This window comes from Pseudoduganella ginsengisoli (assembly GCF_009720865.1).
Taxonomy (GTDB): Bacteria; Pseudomonadota; Gammaproteobacteria; order Burkholderiales; family Burkholderiaceae_D; genus Rugamonas; species Rugamonas ginsengisoli.
In genome coordinates, this window is sequence record NZ_WNLA01000005.1 from 156,137 (window position 1) to 171,859 (window position 15,723).

Consider the following 15,723-nt stretch of genomic DNA (forward strand, 5'->3'; position numbering starts at 1 on the left):
TACCGTGAGCAAAAAATTATTGATCATTGAAGACGATCCCGGACTGCAAAAGCAGTTGAAATGGAGTTTCGACGCCTACGAGGTCGTGGTGGCGGGCGACTGTGAAACGGCGCTGGCGCAAGTGCGCCGCCATGAACCGGAAGTGGTGATCACCGACCTGGGCTTGCCGCCTGATCCGGATGGCGCCACGCAAGGGCTGGCCGTGCTGCAGCAAGTGCTGGCCATGGCGCCGGATACCAAAGTCATTGTGTTGACGGGCAACCAGGACCATGCGCACGCCGTACAGGCGATCGGCATGGGCGCGTATGACTTCCACCAGAAACCAGCCGATCCGGATTTGCTGGGCCTGGTCGTGCAGCGCGCGTTTTACCTGCATGCGCTGCAAAGTGAAAACCGCCGCATGCTGCAAACGCAGGGCGATTCGCCGCTCGATGGCGTGATCAGCCGCGATGTGGGTATGCAAAAAATTTGCCGCAGCATTGAAAAAGTTGCGCCGACGTCTGCTTCCGTCATGTTGCTGGGGGAATCCGGCACCGGCAAGGAAGTGCTGGCGCGCGCGCTGCACCAGCTGAGCCCGCGTTCTAAAGAGCGCTTCATGGCCATCAATTGCGCGGCCATTCCGGAAAACTTGCTGGAATCCGAACTGTTTGGCTATGAAAAGGGCGCGTTTACCGGCGCGGCCAAGCAAACCAAAGGCAAGGTCGAACTGGCCAGCGGCGGCACGTTCTTCCTCGATGAAGTGGGCGACTTGCCGATGGCGCTGCAAGCGAAGCTGCTGCGCTTCCTGCAAGAGCGCGTCATCGAGCGCGTGGGCGGGCATGAAGAAATTCCTGTCGACGTGCGCGTCGTGTGCGCAACCCACCGCAATTTGAAAGAACTGGCGGCGGCCGGCCGCTTCCGGGAAGACTTGTATTACCGCCTGTCGGAAATCGTCGTGACGATTCCGCCGCTGCGCAACCGCGTCGGCGACGCCGTGCTGCTGGCGCACCACTTCAAGAACAAGTTCTGCGCGCAGGAATCGCGCGCCAACCTGCACTTCAGCAAAGAAGCGCTGCAAGTGATCGAAGCGCACCCATGGCCCGGCAATGTGCGGGAAATGGAAAACTGCATCAAGCGGGCCGTGATCATGGCCGACGGCAGCCAGATCGTGCCCGATGACATGGGCTTGGCGACCGATGCGGTCGAAGGCGAACCGCTGAATTTGCGCCAGGTACGCGATGAAGCGGAATACAAGGCCATCGTCAAAGTGCTGGCGCGTACCGACGGCAACATCGTCAAAGCGTCGGAATTACTGGGTGTCAGCCGTCCCACCATGTACGACTTGTTGAGCCGTCATGGTTTGGGGAACAATGGCTAAGCTGGGGCGCTGGCTGATTGTTGCAGGTTTGCTGGGCTGTTCCGCCGCCGGCACTGCGCTGTATGGATTGGAGCGCGCCGGCATTACGCCGCGCGCGCTGGCGCCGTATATTGCTCACCGCAGCCAGGGACACAATCCCACGATTGAAGCGCTGGGCGCGAAAGCGCAACACTGGCTGTTGACAGCAGACCGGGGAACGCAAGCGTTGCCGCAGGTTTTTGACAGCAGCCTGGGGGCGCAACCTGCTGCCGTGAGCGGGCCTGCCGGTACCATCTTGGAAGTGGCCAATGCCGCCGCGCTGCGCAAGGCCCTGGCAGCCGCACAGCCGGGGACCGTCATCACACTGTCGCCCGGCCACTACCGGCTGGAAGTACAGCCATTGGCCCTGACCCGTCCCGGCACCGAGGCGGCGCCGGTGACCGTGCGTGCCGCCAGGCCCGGAACGGTGTTCATCGGCATGGCGCTGCAAGAAGGTTTCAAAGTCGCCGCACCGTACTGGCGGTTTGAAAATCTCACGATCCAGGGCGTGTGCGCCCGCCATACGGATTGCGAACACGCTTTCCACGTGGTCGGCGCAGCGCACCACTTCACGGCGCACAACAATACCATCCTGGATTTCAACGCCCACTTTAAAATCAATGGCCTTGATGGCCAATTCCCGGACCATGGCGCCATCGTTGCCAATACACTGAGCAACACGGCGCCGCGCGATACGGCCAATCCCGTGACGCCGGTCGACCTGGTGGCGGCCAGCCACTGGAGCATCCGCCGCAACGTCATCAGTGATTTCATCAAGCTAGAGGGCGATCGCGTCAGCTATGGCGCATTCGTCAAAGGCGGCGGTGAACACAATGTGCTGGAACAAAACGCCGTGCTGTGCGAACAGCGGCTGCATGGCGCGGGCGGCCAGCGTATTGGCTTGTCGCTGGGCGGCGGCGGCACCACCAAAGCGTATTGCCGCGACCAGCGCTGCATCATGGAACAAAGCGAAGGCGTGATTCGCGCCAACCTGGTGGCCAGCTGTTCCGACGCGGGCATTTATTTGAACAGCGCCGCGCGCAGCAGCGTGCTGCACAACACGCTGCTCGATACGGGCGGCGTGCTGGCGCGGTTTTCCTCCACGAGTGCCAACGTGGCGGGCAATTTGATTGATGGCCCGGTGCTGGTGCAGCAAGGCGCGCAAGTGCGGCTGGACGATAATTTGACCACCAGCGTGATGCGCCTGTATGCGGCCAGCCATCCGCAGCGGGACTGGTTCAACAATGTGCGCAATCTGGACCTGGCGTGGCGCGTGCCCGCGCCCCGGCGCGCAGCAGCGGTGCAAGCGCCGGATTTGTGCGGGACGGAACGTCCGGCCACGCCGCGCTACGGTGCCTTTGAAGACTTTGCCGCCTGCCGCAGCGGTAGCGCAGCGAAGGCCAACTAGGCAGGCTTCAGCGCCCGCTGCACGCAATCGATGACGCGCGCCAGTTCCGCCGCGCGCAGCCCCTGGTGGCACGGCAGGCCCACCACGTGCGCCGCTATGGCGTCCGTATTGGCGCACACCCCTTGCGAACCGGGCCATGCAGGCTGGCCGAAACGGATCAGCGGCACGCCATCGGCCAACAATTTTTCACAGACCGTATCGGCGTCAGCTATCCACAACGGGAATGCCCACGGCACCACGTCCGGCGGCAATGCCGGCTGCCACGGCCGGCAGCCGGGCAAGCCTGCCACCGCCTGCTGCAGCGCCAGGTAATGGCGGCGCCGGCCGGCCGCGATGCGCTTGCGCGACACCAGGTGCAGCACCAGCCGTGAAAAGATGGCCGAGCGCACGTGCAGCCAGCGGGGATCGAAATCAAAACTGCTGTCGGATGACGCGGGGCTCAGCGCTTGCGTGGCAGGCCGTTGCTGCTTGTAGCGCCGCCACAGCATCTGTTTCACGGCCAGCAGCGGCGCCAGCATGGCTGCCGCCAGCGGCAGGCGGCGGTGGCTGAAGCTTTTGTCCAGCACGCCCAGCACGGCTTTCGCTTCAAAGCCCTTGCCGCCGCTGTGCAGTGCGATGCCATCCAGCCGGTGGCGCGACGACAGCAAGGTGCCGCCTTCATACACAGGGAAAAATTTCATGCCGCTGGCAATCGCATAATCGCCATGCCAGCCTGGCGGGTGAGCATTGCCCACGCTGAAGAACCGGTGTGCGCAATCTTCCAGCAACAGCAAACCATGCGCATCGCAAAACGCGCGGATGGCCGCCATGTCTTGCGCAAAACCATAGTAATGGCTGACCACGAGTACGCGCACGCCATCGAGTTTGGCGGCCACGTCGTCGAGGTTGATGGCGCCATCCGCATGCATGCGGTAAAACACGGGGATCGCATCGCGCCACAGCACGGGCGGCACCATGGCCTGGCTGTGCCATGCCGGCAGCAGCACTTTTTCGCCCGGCTGCACGGCCATTGCCTGCAAGGCCAGCGCCATGGCAATGCGGCCGCTGCTGACAGGGATATGGTGGCCGGCATCTTCGACGGAGCGCGGCGCGGGCCCGCAGCCCGGCAAGATGGCGGGTAGGGACAACAGGGGGACGGGCGGCACGCGCTGCCGCATCCAGTCCGCCAGGCGGGCCAGCCAGCCAGACGGCAGGCGGCGCGCCACGGCCGGCGTGGCAAGGATGTGCACGATTTGTTCGCCCAGCGGGTGGCGCGTCCACACCAGGCTGCCCAGCCAGCCGACGGCGGCGGCGGCAATGCACAAGGGCAGCGCCAGCGCGGGCGACAGCCGGGCCAGCGCCACATGCACCAGCCATGGCGGCAGGGCAGCCGCACTGGCGACGAACGCGCTGTCGCGGCACGTTTGCAGCAGCTGGCCGGGCGTGATGTCCAGCGTGTGGCGCAAGAACCAGCAGCTGACCGCCAGCGCAATACATTCGGCGGCAGCCAGCGCCATGCCCACGGTGGCAATGTCGTGCGTGGACGTGGCCAGTACGGCGGCGATTTTCATGCCCTGCGTGATGATGCTGTACATGGTGCTGGCGCGCAGGCAGCGGTTGGCCACCATCGCTTGCGTGGCAAACAGGGACACGGCCGACGCGGCGCTGGCCACACACAGCAGGCGCACGACCGGCACTGATGGCGCCCATTGGCCGCCGTACAGCAGGCTGACCATGGGTTCGGCCACGATGGCCAGCACCAGGTAAAACGGCCAGGCCAGCGCCGTGACGAGGCGCACGGAGTGCAGGTAAGACGGCGCCAGCGCCTGGCCCTGGTTACGCGTCTGTGAAAAATACGGCAGCACCAGCGGCGACAGCGCTTCGCCGACTAAGCGGGAAAACAATTGCACGAGGCCCGTGGCGCGGCTGAAATAGCCGACCGCCGCCATGTTCATGGTTTTACCCATGATCAGTTCCGGCAAGGCGGTGCCCGCCATTTGCGCGGCGCTGCCCAGGCTGGACACGCTGCCAAACGCCAGCACGGGCCGTAAATTGCGGAACGATGGCAGCCACGGCATGCCCGCAGGCCGCGCCATGTTGGCAATCAAGCCAAAGGCGCAGACGGACGCCAGGTTGGCCCACGCCAGGCTGATGGCGCCCAGGCCCGCCGCCGCCAGCCCGATACTGACGGCCGTGTGGCTCAACGTGCTGCCGACCCGGACCCAGAACACGGCGTCCAGCCGCGATTCGCGCCGCAATACATTGACGGTAATGGAGCCCAGCGGCGACAGCGCGAAACTGGCCGCCATCACGGTCAGTAGCGCCTGCAGTTCGGGCTTGGCATAGAATTGCGCGGCAACGCCGCTGAAGGCCAGCAGGATGGCGCCGACCAGCCCCGCCAGCAGCCACGCCATGCCCATGGCCGAGCGCAGCTTGGCGGGCGTCAGGTCGGGCGTCTGGATCACATATTGCGCGATGCCGAAATCACGCAGCACATGCAGCATGGCCGTCAGGAACGCGGCCACGGAATACGTGCCGATCTCGCTGGGTGACAGCAGCCGCGCCAGTATCATGACGGCGACAAACTGAATCACCATTTCCACGTACTGGATGGCAAACGCAATGCTGACGAGCTTGCGGTTGCTGGGCGGACTGCTCATCGGCTGGGCGCGGGCTTCAGCGGGGGCCGTGGCCGGGTCCGTACTTGCCGGACAGGCGGTGGCGGCGCTTCCTTCGGTTGCAGGGCCAGCCATTTTTCCAGCAACAGCATGATGGCCACGATGTAATAGTACAAGTCATAGTAGGCCATCGACAGGAACGCGCCGCCGACGGCATAGCCGATCAGGCTGACCTGGCACATGGCGGCCAAATCCCTGGCCCACTTCAATTCCGCCTTGTCCTTGGTGGCCGCCAAGATGCGCGAACCGCTACGCCATGCCAGGACCATGAACAGCAGGAACAGCCCCAAGCCGATGAATCCGTGTTCACCCAGCACTTGGAAATAAATACTGTGGGCGACGTGGAAATCCTGCGGATTGGGCGCATACAGCTGGAATTGCTTGAATGTAAAGACAATATAGCCGCCCCCCAGCAAGTGCGACTTGGCTACGTTGTAAGCAAAGGTCCACGCATTGATCCGTCCCATGGCGGACCCGTCTTCCTGATAATTGTCGATGGATTGCATGCGCCCCATCCATTGATCAGGCATCAGCATCAGCACGGCCGGCGCCAGCGCCAGCAGCACCATGCCGGTTGCCACCTTGTTGCGGCTTTTCAGCCACAGGAAGCCCAGCATGGCGCCGGTCGCCAAGAGCGCGCCACGCGAATAGCTGCCCATGGCGGACACCAGTGTCAGCGCCGTCAGGGCCTGGAAACCCAGCTTGAACCATTTGCGCTTTTCCTGCATCGCGTGGTACCAGATCAGGGGCGTGATTTGCACCATAGCCAGCGCCATGCAATTGTTATCTGTGATGTATGTGCCTTCCGGCCCTTGCACACGGTAATGGCCGCCACTGCCGATGGTAAACAAGCCACCCTTCAAGCCATAAAACGCCAGAGACGCCGTGATCACCATGGTCAACTGCTTGATATCGAGTTCCGTGCGGATCACGGCCAGGGTGACCAGCACCATGAAGAAAGTCTTGAATACCCGCGACCACTCTTTCCACGCCAAGTCCGGCTCCAGCGCGAAGAAGCTGGTAATTGTTGTCCATGAGAAAAAGATGATTAGCGCTACCAGTACCCGGTTGGACGGCAGGCTTTTCGGGTCCTTGGACATCAGCATGCTGATCAGCGTGCAGCCGCTCAGTAGCAGGGCAAACGGAAAATCATAGGCTGCCCCGTAAGTCAGCCGGTGTGGATTCATCAGGCTGATCCACGCAAACATCATCACGCCGATTGCCGGCCGTTTGAAAATAAACGGCAGGGAACCGAAAACGATGATGAAGATGATGATGTCACGCACGGCGCAACAAACCTTCGAATAGCGAGACGGCGCGATGCGCGTTGGCATGCCACGTCAGGTTTTGTTCATCGATGGTGCGGCGGGCGTTGTCCGCCACGAGGCTGCGCAAGGCGCTGTCGTCGCACAGGCGCTGCACGGCTTGCGCCAGGCCATAGGGATCTTTTGGATCGAACAGCACGGCGTTGTAGTCCGGGCGCAGGATTTCTTCGATATTCGGCTGGGCCGGTCCCACGATGGCTTTGCCCAGCGCCAGGTATTCAAACAGTTTCAGCGGCGATGCATACGCGACCACGGCCGGCTGCAGCGCAATGTCGAACGCCGCCACGTGGCGCGCCACGTCGTCGCGGCCGACAATGCCGGTGAACGTGACGCGGTCGGCAATCCCCAGTTCGCGCGCCTGCTGTTCCAGCGCTTCGCGGGCCGGGCCGTCGCCCACTACCAGCAAATGGCGGCGCGCGTCCGGCGGGTCGCCTGCCATCATGGCAATGACTTTATCGAGGCCGTGCCAGTCGCGCACGAAACCCGTGAAGCCCAACACCAGCTGGCCTTCCAGCCCCAGTGCGCGCTTGGCTGCCTGCGTGTCGGGCGCATCGGCGAAACGCGACCAGTTGATGCCGTTCGGGATCACGACAATGCGGTCTTGCTGCACGCCATACGACGCCACGATGTCGCCCAGCACCTTGGTGACAGGCAAGACTTTGTCGGCATTGCGCCACGCGTAGCCCTGCGACCACCGCGCCAGCGATTTCAGCGACAAGCCGTCATAGCGGGAACGCTCTTCCATGATGGGAGCATTGATTTCCAGTAACATCGGCAAGCGGTGGCGGCGTGCCGCCCAAATGCCTGCGGGCAAGAACAAGTTGTAGCGCTCGTACAGCACGTCCGGCTTATGGGTGGCAATGGCACGCATCAGCGCGCGGTACGCCACCAGCGTATAGCCAAATTCCATCAATTCATAGAACCACTTCGGCAAGTGGCGTTTCAGCCACGCGACGGCGCCCGCATCGGAGCCAAACGGCGTTTCTTCGGCGGCTTTCGGCGCCACGATGATCACTTCATGGCCTTGCTCGCGCAGGGCGTCAATCATTTCTTCAATGTGCACATACTGCCCGTCTTTCGAGCGGGTACGGTGGTGATAAAGGATTTTCACGAAGCTAGTTCCACGAGAATTTTTTTGAAGAGATCGATCTGGCCCTGGGTGGTATCGTCCCAGTTGAAGCGTTCCGCATAGGCGCGCGTGGCTTCCCGCGCCGGGTAGCGTTCGCGCAACAGGCGCACGGCTTCCACCAGCCCTTGCGGCGTATGTTGCGGCATCAGCATGCCGGCTTCGGGCGCCGCCACGACTTCCGGCGTGCCCCACACATTGCTGGCCACGACTGGTGTGCCGCACGCCATCGATTCCAGCAACACATTGGCCCACCCTTCGCGGCTCGACGCCAGCACCATCAAGTCCGCAGCATTGTAGTACAGCTTGAGTTCCGTTTGCGGCACTGCGCCAAGGAAAGTCACGCGGTCCGCCACACCCAGCTGGTGCGTCAGCGCTTCCAGTTTCGCCCGGTCCGGACCGGAACCGGCAATCAGCAATTGCACGTCTGGCAACGATGGCAGTGCACTGATGATCAAGTCGTGCCGCTTGCGTTCATTTAACAAGCCGACGGACAGCAGCGTGAACCGGTCGAGTCCCAAGGTGGCGCGGGCGGCAGCCTTGTCCATCACGTGGAAGCGCTGCAAATCGACGCCATTGCGCAGCGGCGTGATAGACGACGGCGTGACCCCAAGTTGCACCATTTCATCTTTCAACGCCTGGCACACGGTAATGATGCCCTTGGCATTGCGCGCCGCCCACAAAATCATGCGGCGTGGCAGGCTGTACTGGGGAATCAAGTTGATGTCGGTGCCGCGTGCGGTAATCACGACGGGTTTGTTAAAGTACTTGCCCAGCATGACAGCGGCGACGCCGTCCGGGTAAAAATAGTGGGCGTCGATGGCGTCGAAATCGTAGCCTTCATCGATAATGCGGCCGATTTCCTTTTTTGCCGATTGCGCCAGCATCAGCGGGGTCACGTACATGCCGATCTTGGGCAGCACAATATAGCGCGGATGCGTGATGCTGATGCCGTGGCGCACTTCGCTGCGGGGTACTTTGTTGTATACCGCATATTCGCCAAAACGGGGCGACGATGAAGGAAACCATGGTACCGGCGCCACGACGCGCGACTCGGCCTGGCCGCTGGCCAGCAAGTATTTCAGTCTTGTCTCTACGAAAATTCCGTGACTGGGTTGTTCCGAATTGGGATAGAGTGTGCTGAACGTCAAAAGCTTCATGGCCGGAACGGAAGAGGTGGGATGGGGCGTGTGCAGAAATGCGCGTGCGAATTGCATCTACACAATTTCGGATATTACACTGATGATAAAATTGAAAGTATAATTACGCAAGAGCTATCTTTCAGACGTCGGGACATTGTACGCTGTCCGGCTTGACCCAAAGTTTTCAATCTTCTCCTTTGCCAATATGAAAATCACTGTTATCGGATCCGGTTATGTAGGTTTGGTGTCGGGCGCCTGTTTTGCCGATGTGGGCAATAATGTGCTGTGCCTGGACGTCGATGAGCGCAAGATCAACATGCTGAATAACGGGGAAATCCCGATCCACGAACCTGGCCTGGAAGGCATGGTCGTGCGCAATGCGGAAGCGGGCCGCCTGAAGTTCTCGACCAGCTACGACGTGGCGGTGGAACACGCGGAAGTGATTTTCCTGGCTGTCGGCACGCCGCCGGACGAAGATGGCAGCGCCGACTTGCAATACATCCTGGCTGCGGCCCGCAGCATCGGCCAGCGCATTACGAAACCGGTCGTGGTGGTGGATAAATCCACGGTGCCGGTCGGTACCGCCGACAAAGTGCGCGCCGCCATTGGCGAAGAAGTGGCGAAACGCGGCGTCAACGTCAGCTTCTCCGTCGTCAGCAACCCGGAATTCCTCAAGGAAGGCGCGGCGCTGGACGACTTCATGAAGCCGGACCGTATCGTTGTCGGCGGCGACGATGCCGGCGCGCTGAAATTGATGCGCCAGCTGTACGCACCGTTCAGCCGCAACCACGAAAAATTCGTTGCAATGGACGTGCGCAGCGCGGAATTGACCAAATATGCTGCCAACGCCATGCTGGCGACCCGTATCAGCTTCATGAATGAATTGGCCAACCTGGCCGAACTGCTGGGTGCGGATATTGAATCCGTGCGCCTGGGCATTGGTATGGACCCACGGATTGGTTCGCAATTCCTGTATCCAGGCATGGGTTACGGTGGTTCGTGCTTCCCGAAAGACGTCAAGGCGCTCGTCAAGACGGCTGCCGACAACGACCAGACCTTGCACATCCTGACCGCGACCGAACTGGTCAATGAAAACCAGAAAAACGTGCTGTTCAACAAGCTGGTGCGCTTCTATGGCGGCGTGGAAAACTTGCGCGGCAAGACCATCGGCCTGTGGGGCTTGTCGTTCAAGCCCAACACCGACGATATGCGTGAAGCGCCAAGCCTGGTGCTGATCCGCAACCTGTTTGCCGCCGGCGCCAGCGTGCGCGCTTATGATCCAGTCGCCAGCAAGGAAGCATTGCGCGTGCTGACCCTGGAACATGGCGCGGAAAAGCTGCAGGCTTCGCTGGAAATCGTGGGCAAGGCTGGCGACGCCGTGCAAGGCGCCGACGTGCTGGTGCTGGTCACGGAATGGAAGGAATTCCGCACGCCAGACTTTAACGACCTGGCGCAAGTATTGCGCGACAAGGCAGTGTTTGACGGCCGCAATATCTACGATCCGGAAGTCGTGGCAACTGCCGGACTGCGCTACGAAGGTATCGGCCGCATCGGCAAGGCTGGTGCATGAGCACGATCCTCGTGACCGGGGCTGCCGGGTTCGTCGGCAGCTTCGTTGCTTCGCGTTTGGCGGCCATGGGGCATACCGTGGTCGGGGCGGACAACTTCAACGATTACTACCCGGTCAAGCTCAAGCATGACCGCGTGGCGGCATTGCTGGAACCAGCCGGCGTCACGTGCCGCACGGTGGAATTGTCGGATGACGCGCAAGTGCGCGCGCTGTTCGATGACGTGCAGCCGGAACTGGTCGTGCACCTGGCGGCGCAAGCCGGCGTGCGGTATTCCATCACGAACCCGCAAGCGTATATCCAGTCCAACCTGGTTGCTTTCGGCAACATGCTGGAAGCGTGCCGCCATCACAAGGTGGGCCACCTGGTCTATGCCAGCAGCAGCAGCGTGTATGGCGAAAATGCCAAAGTGCCGTTCAGCGAAGACGATGTGACGGACGCGCCGGTGTCGCTGTACGCGGCCACGAAAAAGTCGAATGAATTGATGGCGCACTCGTACAGCAAACTGTACCAGCTGCCTGCCACTGGTTTGCGCTTCTTTACCGTCTACGGTCCGTGGGGCCGTCCGGACATGGCGTACTTCAGCTTTTCTGAAAAAATGCTGGCCGGTGAAACCATCCCCGTGTTTGCCGGCGGCGTGCTGACGCGCGATTTCACGTATATCGACGATATCGTGGAAGGCGTCGTGCGCCTGCTGTTCAAGCCGCAGCCGGGTGAAGGCAAAGTGCCGCACGCCGTGTTCAACATCGGCAATCACCATCCCGTGCGTGTGCTGGACTTCATTGCGTCGCTGGAGCGCGCCAGCGGCATCAAGGCCAACATGGACTTCCTGCCGATGCAGCCGGGCGACGTGCCGGCCACGCATGCTGACATCACGAAGCTGCAAAACTGGGTCGGCTTTGCGCCCAGTACGCCGCTCGATGATGGCTTGCAGCGCTTCTTTGCCTGGTACCAGGCTTGGCGCCGCGGTTAAGCGGATTAAGCGTGTTTCAGCGCGCAGCCACGCCAGCGCGCTGAAACACGCTGGAAATCCAGCGGTTCCACACTTCCTTTTTCCGTTCGGAAAACTCCGCAATCACAAACATCAAGATCAGCGTCCCCGGCAAGATGACCAGCCGGGTGCGCCAATCCGCCGGGGCCCACGGCACCAGCGTGGCCAGGCATTGCGCGACCGGCAAGTGGAACAAATAAATCGTAAATGTCGTGCCGGCCAGCCAGCGGATCGGCTTTTGTCCCAGCGCCAGCCATTTGCCGAACAAGTCCGACGCCCATACGAAGCCTGCCAAATGCAGGGCAAACAGGGGGCCGACGATGTAGCGTGGCAGCAGGTTGTGGAACTGGCCCACATCCGCGCCGCCGCTGTTGAACCCGGGTTTCAGGAAATAGCAGTACAGCGCATAACCAGCCACGGACAACGCCAGCAGCAGCAATCCCGCACCCTGGCCTGGCTTGCGGCGCGCGGTCCACACGTAAGCGCCATAGCCCAGCATCCAGATGGGGAAAAAGATGGCAATGCGGGGACCGGCAATGCCGATGGCAATGGCCAGCCACAGCCACTTCCAGCTGGAACGGCCAAAGTAAAAGATGGCAAAGAACAGGTAATACCAGACTTCGAACCCCAGCGACCAGTACGGCAAGTTCGAGCCGATTTCAATCGGGTTGTACCACAGCTGGTTGACAAAGAATAAGCCCGCGAAGAATTGCCACACAGGGTTGCCGCCGGTATAGCCCCAGTCCATTGAATACAGTTCCGGCGCGTAGTGCTTGCCCGCCGTGTCCAGCGCAAAGGTCAGCACCAGCGCCGGGATCGCGACGGAATAAATGCGCGCGGCCCGTGAAATCCCGTACGCCGTAGCGTCCGTTTCTTTCTGGTGCACGACATAGGCAATGACGAAACCCGACAACACGAAAAACACCATGACGGCGTCGTCCATGTAACCACCCAGGCGCCACAGCACGCCGTCCGTGAACCGCTTGCCGGCCAGGTGGCCCAGCATCACCACCATGGCGGCGGAAAAGCGGACCAGGTCGAGATAGAGTGACGTCGAGCGGTTCATTTACTGATACGCGCTGACGCGCAGGAACGTGGCAAACATCAGCACCGACCACAGCGCCGCACTGTAATCCTTCATGCCCGACTCATGCTGTTCCACCATGTGGCGCAGGTAGCGCTCATTGAACAGGCCGGTATCGAGCAGCAGCGGGCTGAGGACCGTGTCGCGCACGGTCTGCTTTAGCGGGCCGCGGAACCAGCTGGCCAGCGGAATCGAAAAGCCCCGCTTGGAACGGAACAAAATATCTTCCGACAGGTGCGGACGCAATGCCTGCTTGAAGATGTACTTGCCTTCACCGCCATGGAGCTTCAGGTGGGCCGGCAAGCCCGCCGCCCACTCGACCAGCGTATGGTCAAGTATCGGCACGCGCACTTCCAGCGAGTGCGCCATGGACGCGCGGTCGACTTTGGTGAGGATGCCGCCCGGCAGCCACGTTTTAAAATCCAGGTACTGGATGACGGACAGCGGATCTTCCGCATCCGTGTTGGCCGCGTGTTCCTGCATGACGTCGATGGCGCGGTAGCCTTGCAGGCTGGCCTTGAATTTGTCGCTGAACAGTTCTGCGCGCACGCGGTCCGGCATGATGGACACGCCGTGGAAGTAACCCTCCACCAGGTCGCGCGCCAGTGCTTCAAACGTAGTCTTGGCGCGGAACACGCGGGGCGCCCAGTCGGCTTTCGGATACCACTTGCCCAAGGCGCCGAACAGCGGCTTGCGCAAGCCGGCCGGCAGCTTGTCGCGCACCGACTGTTCCGCCATCGCATAGCGGTAGCGGCGGTAGCCGGCAAAGTTTTCATCGCCGCCGTCGCCCGACAGGGCCACCGTCACGCGCTGGCGCGCCAGCTGGCATACGCGGTACGTGGGGATGGCGGAACTGTCGGCAAACGGTTCGTCATACAGGCGCGCCAAGGTATCGATCAAGCCATAGTCATCGTTGTCGACGATTTGCGCGTGGTGCACCGTGTTGTAGCGCTGCGCCACTTGCTGCGCATATTTGGTTTCATCGAATTCCGGATCATTGAAGCCGATCGAGCACGTGTTGACGACCGGGCCATCCTGCTGCGCCATCATAGCCACGACGGCGGATGAATCCACGCCGCCCGACAGGAACGCACCCAGCGGCACCTCCGCCACCATCTGGCTTTGCACGGATGCGCGCAAACGGTCGATCAATTCACGTTCGATGTCCGCTTCGCTTTGCGCCGTTTGCTGCGGCTGGAACGACACGTCCCACCACTTTTCCTGGCGTACGGCCTTGTCGCCCACTTTCAACAGGATGCGGTGGCCAGGCTGCAGCTTGTACGCATTGTGGAAAATGGTTTTCGGGTCCGGCACGTAGCCATAGGCGAAGAAATCTTCGACCGCCTGGACATTCAATTCGCGCGACAGTTCCGGGTGCGTCATGATGGACTTCAATTCGGAACCAAACACGAAGTAGCCGGTCGGCAGCAGCGAATAAAACATGGGCTTGATGCCCACGTGGTCGCGCGCGAGGAACATGGTTTGCTGGTTGCGGTCCCAGATGCCAAACGCGAACATGCCTTTCAGGCGGTGCACGCAGTCCGGACCCCACGCCAGCCACGATTGCAGCACGACTTCCGTATCGGACTTGGTCTGGAATACGTGGCCCATGCCTTTCAGCTCGGCCATCAATTCGCGGTAATTGTAGATTTCACCGTTGTAGACAATCACGACGCTGCGGTCGGCATTGAACAGCGGTTGCTGGCCCGTGGCCAGGTCGATCACGGACAGGCGGCGGTGGCCCATGCCCAGCGCTTTTTCCGTGTACAGCTCGCCCTCATCCGGCCCGCGGTGATGCTGGCTTTCATTCATGCGGTGCAGCGCCGCGCGGTCGATGTCGCGCGTGCCATGGGTATCAAAAATTCCGACAATTCCACACATGTTGCATTCCTAAAGTCAGTGGGCCGCGCGGCCGGCCTTGCGCAGGCACAGCGCATCGTACAGTCCCAGATAAGCGTCCAGCATAGCCGCCATGCTGTATTGCTGTAGCACGCGCTGGCGCGCGGCCGCGCCATGGCTGCGCGCCAGCGCCGGATCTTGCACATAACGGGCAAACGCGGCGGCCAGCGCTTCCGTATCGCCTTGCGGCACCAGGCTGCCTTGCATGCCATCGGTCATGACTTCCGGGATGCCGCCCACGCGGGTGGCCACCACGGGCATCGCGCACGCCATCGCTTCCAGCATCGAGACCGGCGTGCCTTCGGCCAGCGACGGCAGCGCAAACAGCGAAAAGCCGTGCAACTGGCGGGCAATGTCGCTGCGCGCGCCGGGCAGCCACACCACGTCCGTCAAACCCAGTTGCGCCACCTGGGCGCGGACTTTTTCCAGCAGCGGGCCATCGCCGATGATACTGAGGCGCAGCCGGCCTGCCTGGTCCGGCAATAGTTCGCGCAGGCGGGCAAACGCCTGCACCAGGCCCGCATGGTTTTTCACGTCCTGCACGCGCGCCACGGTGCCGATGACGAAATGTTCGGCTGTCCAGGGCGCATCGCAGGCATCGAATGGCGCCGGCGAGAATTTGTCCGTATCGACGCCATTCTTGATCAACAGCGACTTGTCGGCGGGGATGCGCACCACCTGGTCCAGCCATTTTTTCAAGTCGTCCGACACGGGGATATAGCGGTCGACGAACGGCAGCATCAGGCGGCGCAGCAGGTTGTGCTTCGGATTGAGGCCGTGCGGGTCGCTGGCGTCGCGGCCATGTTCCGCGTGGATGCGCACCGGCGTGCCGGCCAGCATGGCCGCTGCCGCATATTCCAGCGTCGCGAGGTTATACGTGTGCAGCACCGTGGGTTTCAGGCGGCGCAGCAGTTTCCACAACGTGACGTGGATGCCCAGCGCCAGGCCGGGCGGCTTGTTCAGCGCAATGACTTCCACGCCGGGCTGCGTGATTTTTTTCACGAAATCGGAATAGCGGGTCAGGCACACAACGGCATGCCGGTATTTTTCCGGCGGCATGCGGTTGATGCAATCGACCAGCAGGGTTTCCAGTCCGCCGACGTCGAGCGAATACACGAGGTGGACGACCAAAGGGCGTTGAACCATGC

Annotated in this window: 11 protein-coding genes; 4 read left to right on the plus strand and 7 right to left on the minus strand. The window is 61.7% G+C overall.

All coding sequences use genetic code 11. From position 1 onward, the window contains the following. The first annotated feature begins 4 nt into the window (after positions 1–4). Together prsR and GM668_RS10785 are read left to right on the plus strand one after the other, a co-directional pair. Entirely contained in the window at positions 5–1,357 is a 1,353-nt protein-coding gene (gene prsR, locus GM668_RS10780; protein ID WP_170305591.1) for a PEP-CTERM-box response regulator transcription factor, read from the plus strand. Then, positions 1,350–2,783: a right-handed parallel beta-helix repeat-containing protein gene (locus tag GM668_RS10785; RefSeq protein ID WP_155438955.1), complete on the plus strand. Its 1,434-nt coding sequence runs from the start codon at positions 1,350–1,352 to the stop codon at positions 2,781–2,783. Before prsR ends, GM668_RS10785 begins: the two co-directional genes overlap by 8 nt. On the opposite strand, the gene GM668_RS10790 is transcribed toward GM668_RS10785, so the two are convergent. Genes GM668_RS10790 through GM668_RS10805 form a run of 4 tightly spaced genes read right to left on the minus strand, consistent with a single transcriptional unit; the run spans position 2,780 to position 9,051 of the window. Further along, positions 2,780–5,515, minus strand: coding sequence for an oligosaccharide flippase family protein (locus tag GM668_RS10790; RefSeq protein ID WP_155438956.1), 2,736 nt, complete (start codon positions 5,513–5,515; stop codon positions 2,780–2,782). The two genes, GM668_RS10785 and GM668_RS10790, sit on opposite strands and share 4 nt — an antisense overlap. Beyond that, a complete protein-coding gene (locus tag GM668_RS10795; protein ID WP_170305592.1) occupies positions 5,419–6,726 on the minus strand; it encodes a putative O-glycosylation ligase, exosortase A system-associated in 1,308 nt (435 codons plus the stop codon). The genes GM668_RS10790 and GM668_RS10795 overlap by 97 nt, the downstream gene beginning before the upstream one ends. Further along, positions 6,719–7,876 carry a glycosyltransferase family 4 protein gene (locus GM668_RS10800; RefSeq protein ID WP_170305593.1) on the minus strand — a complete coding sequence of 386 codons (1,158 nt, stop codon included), beginning with the start codon at positions 7,874–7,876 and terminating at the stop codon, positions 6,719–6,721. Before GM668_RS10800 ends, GM668_RS10795 begins: the two co-directional genes overlap by 8 nt. Continuing rightward, the gene (locus tag GM668_RS10805) at positions 7,873–9,051 is read right to left on the minus strand and encodes a glycosyltransferase family 4 protein (RefSeq protein WP_155438958.1); all 1,179 of its coding nucleotides are present in this window, start codon (positions 9,049–9,051) and stop codon (positions 7,873–7,875) included. The genes GM668_RS10800 and GM668_RS10805 overlap by 4 nt, the downstream gene beginning before the upstream one ends. Before the next feature lie 187 nt (positions 9,052–9,238). On the opposite strand from GM668_RS10805, the gene GM668_RS10810 reads away from it, so the two are divergent. Beyond that, positions 9,239–10,603, plus strand: a complete 1,365-nt coding sequence (locus GM668_RS10810; protein WP_155438959.1) for a UDP-glucose dehydrogenase family protein — start codon at positions 9,239–9,241, stop codon at positions 10,601–10,603. Further along, the gene (locus GM668_RS10815; RefSeq protein WP_155438960.1) at positions 10,600–11,574 is read left to right on the plus strand and encodes an NAD-dependent epimerase/dehydratase family protein; all 975 of its coding nucleotides are present in this window, start codon (positions 10,600–10,602) and stop codon (positions 11,572–11,574) included. Before GM668_RS10810 ends, GM668_RS10815 begins: the two co-directional genes overlap by 4 nt. A gap of 16 nt (positions 11,575–11,590) precedes the next feature. Here the strand turns inward: GM668_RS10815 and GM668_RS10820 are convergent, their stop codons facing one another. Genes GM668_RS10820 through GM668_RS10830 form a run of 3 tightly spaced genes read right to left on the minus strand, consistent with a single transcriptional unit; the run spans position 11,591 to position 15,721 of the window. Continuing rightward, positions 11,591–12,658, minus strand: a complete 1,068-nt coding sequence (locus GM668_RS10820; protein WP_155438961.1) for an acyltransferase family protein — start codon at positions 12,656–12,658, stop codon at positions 11,591–11,593. After that, entirely contained in the window at positions 12,659–14,557 is a 1,899-nt protein-coding gene (locus tag GM668_RS10825) for an XrtA/PEP-CTERM system amidotransferase (RefSeq protein ID WP_155438962.1), read from the minus strand. A 15-nt stretch (positions 14,558–14,572) separates the two neighbouring features. Further along, positions 14,573–15,721, minus strand: coding sequence for a TIGR03088 family PEP-CTERM/XrtA system glycosyltransferase (locus tag GM668_RS10830; protein ID WP_155438963.1), 1,149 nt, complete (start codon positions 15,719–15,721; stop codon positions 14,573–14,575). Positions 15,722–15,723: the final 2 nt, after the last annotated feature.

Bases quoted from the DNA above. Each gene is read 5' to 3' on its own strand.
- GM668_RS10785 (WP_155438955.1), top strand. From the start codon at position 1,350: ATGGCTAAGCTGGGGCGCTGGCTGATTGTTGCAGGTTTGCTGGGCTGT.
- GM668_RS10790 (WP_155438956.1), bottom strand. From the start codon at position 5,515: ATGGCTGGCCCTGCAACCGAAGGAAGCGCCGCCACCGCCTGTCCGGCA.
- GM668_RS10805 (WP_155438958.1), bottom strand. From the start codon at position 9,051: ATGAAGCTTTTGACGTTCAGCACACTCTATCCCAATTCGGAACAACCC.
- GM668_RS10810 (WP_155438959.1), top strand. From the start codon at position 9,239: ATGAAAATCACTGTTATCGGATCCGGTTATGTAGGTTTGGTGTCGGGC.
- GM668_RS10815 (WP_155438960.1), top strand. From the start codon at position 10,600: ATGAGCACGATCCTCGTGACCGGGGCTGCCGGGTTCGTCGGCAGCTTC.
- GM668_RS10820 (WP_155438961.1), bottom strand. From the start codon at position 12,658: ATGAACCGCTCGACGTCACTCTATCTCGACCTGGTCCGCTTTTCCGCC.
- GM668_RS10825 (WP_155438962.1), bottom strand. From the start codon at position 14,557: ATGTGTGGAATTGTCGGAATTTTTGATACCCATGGCACGCGCGACATC.
- GM668_RS10830 (WP_155438963.1), bottom strand. From the start codon at position 15,721: ATGGTTCAACGCCCTTTGGTCGTCCACCTCGTGTATTCGCTCGACGTC.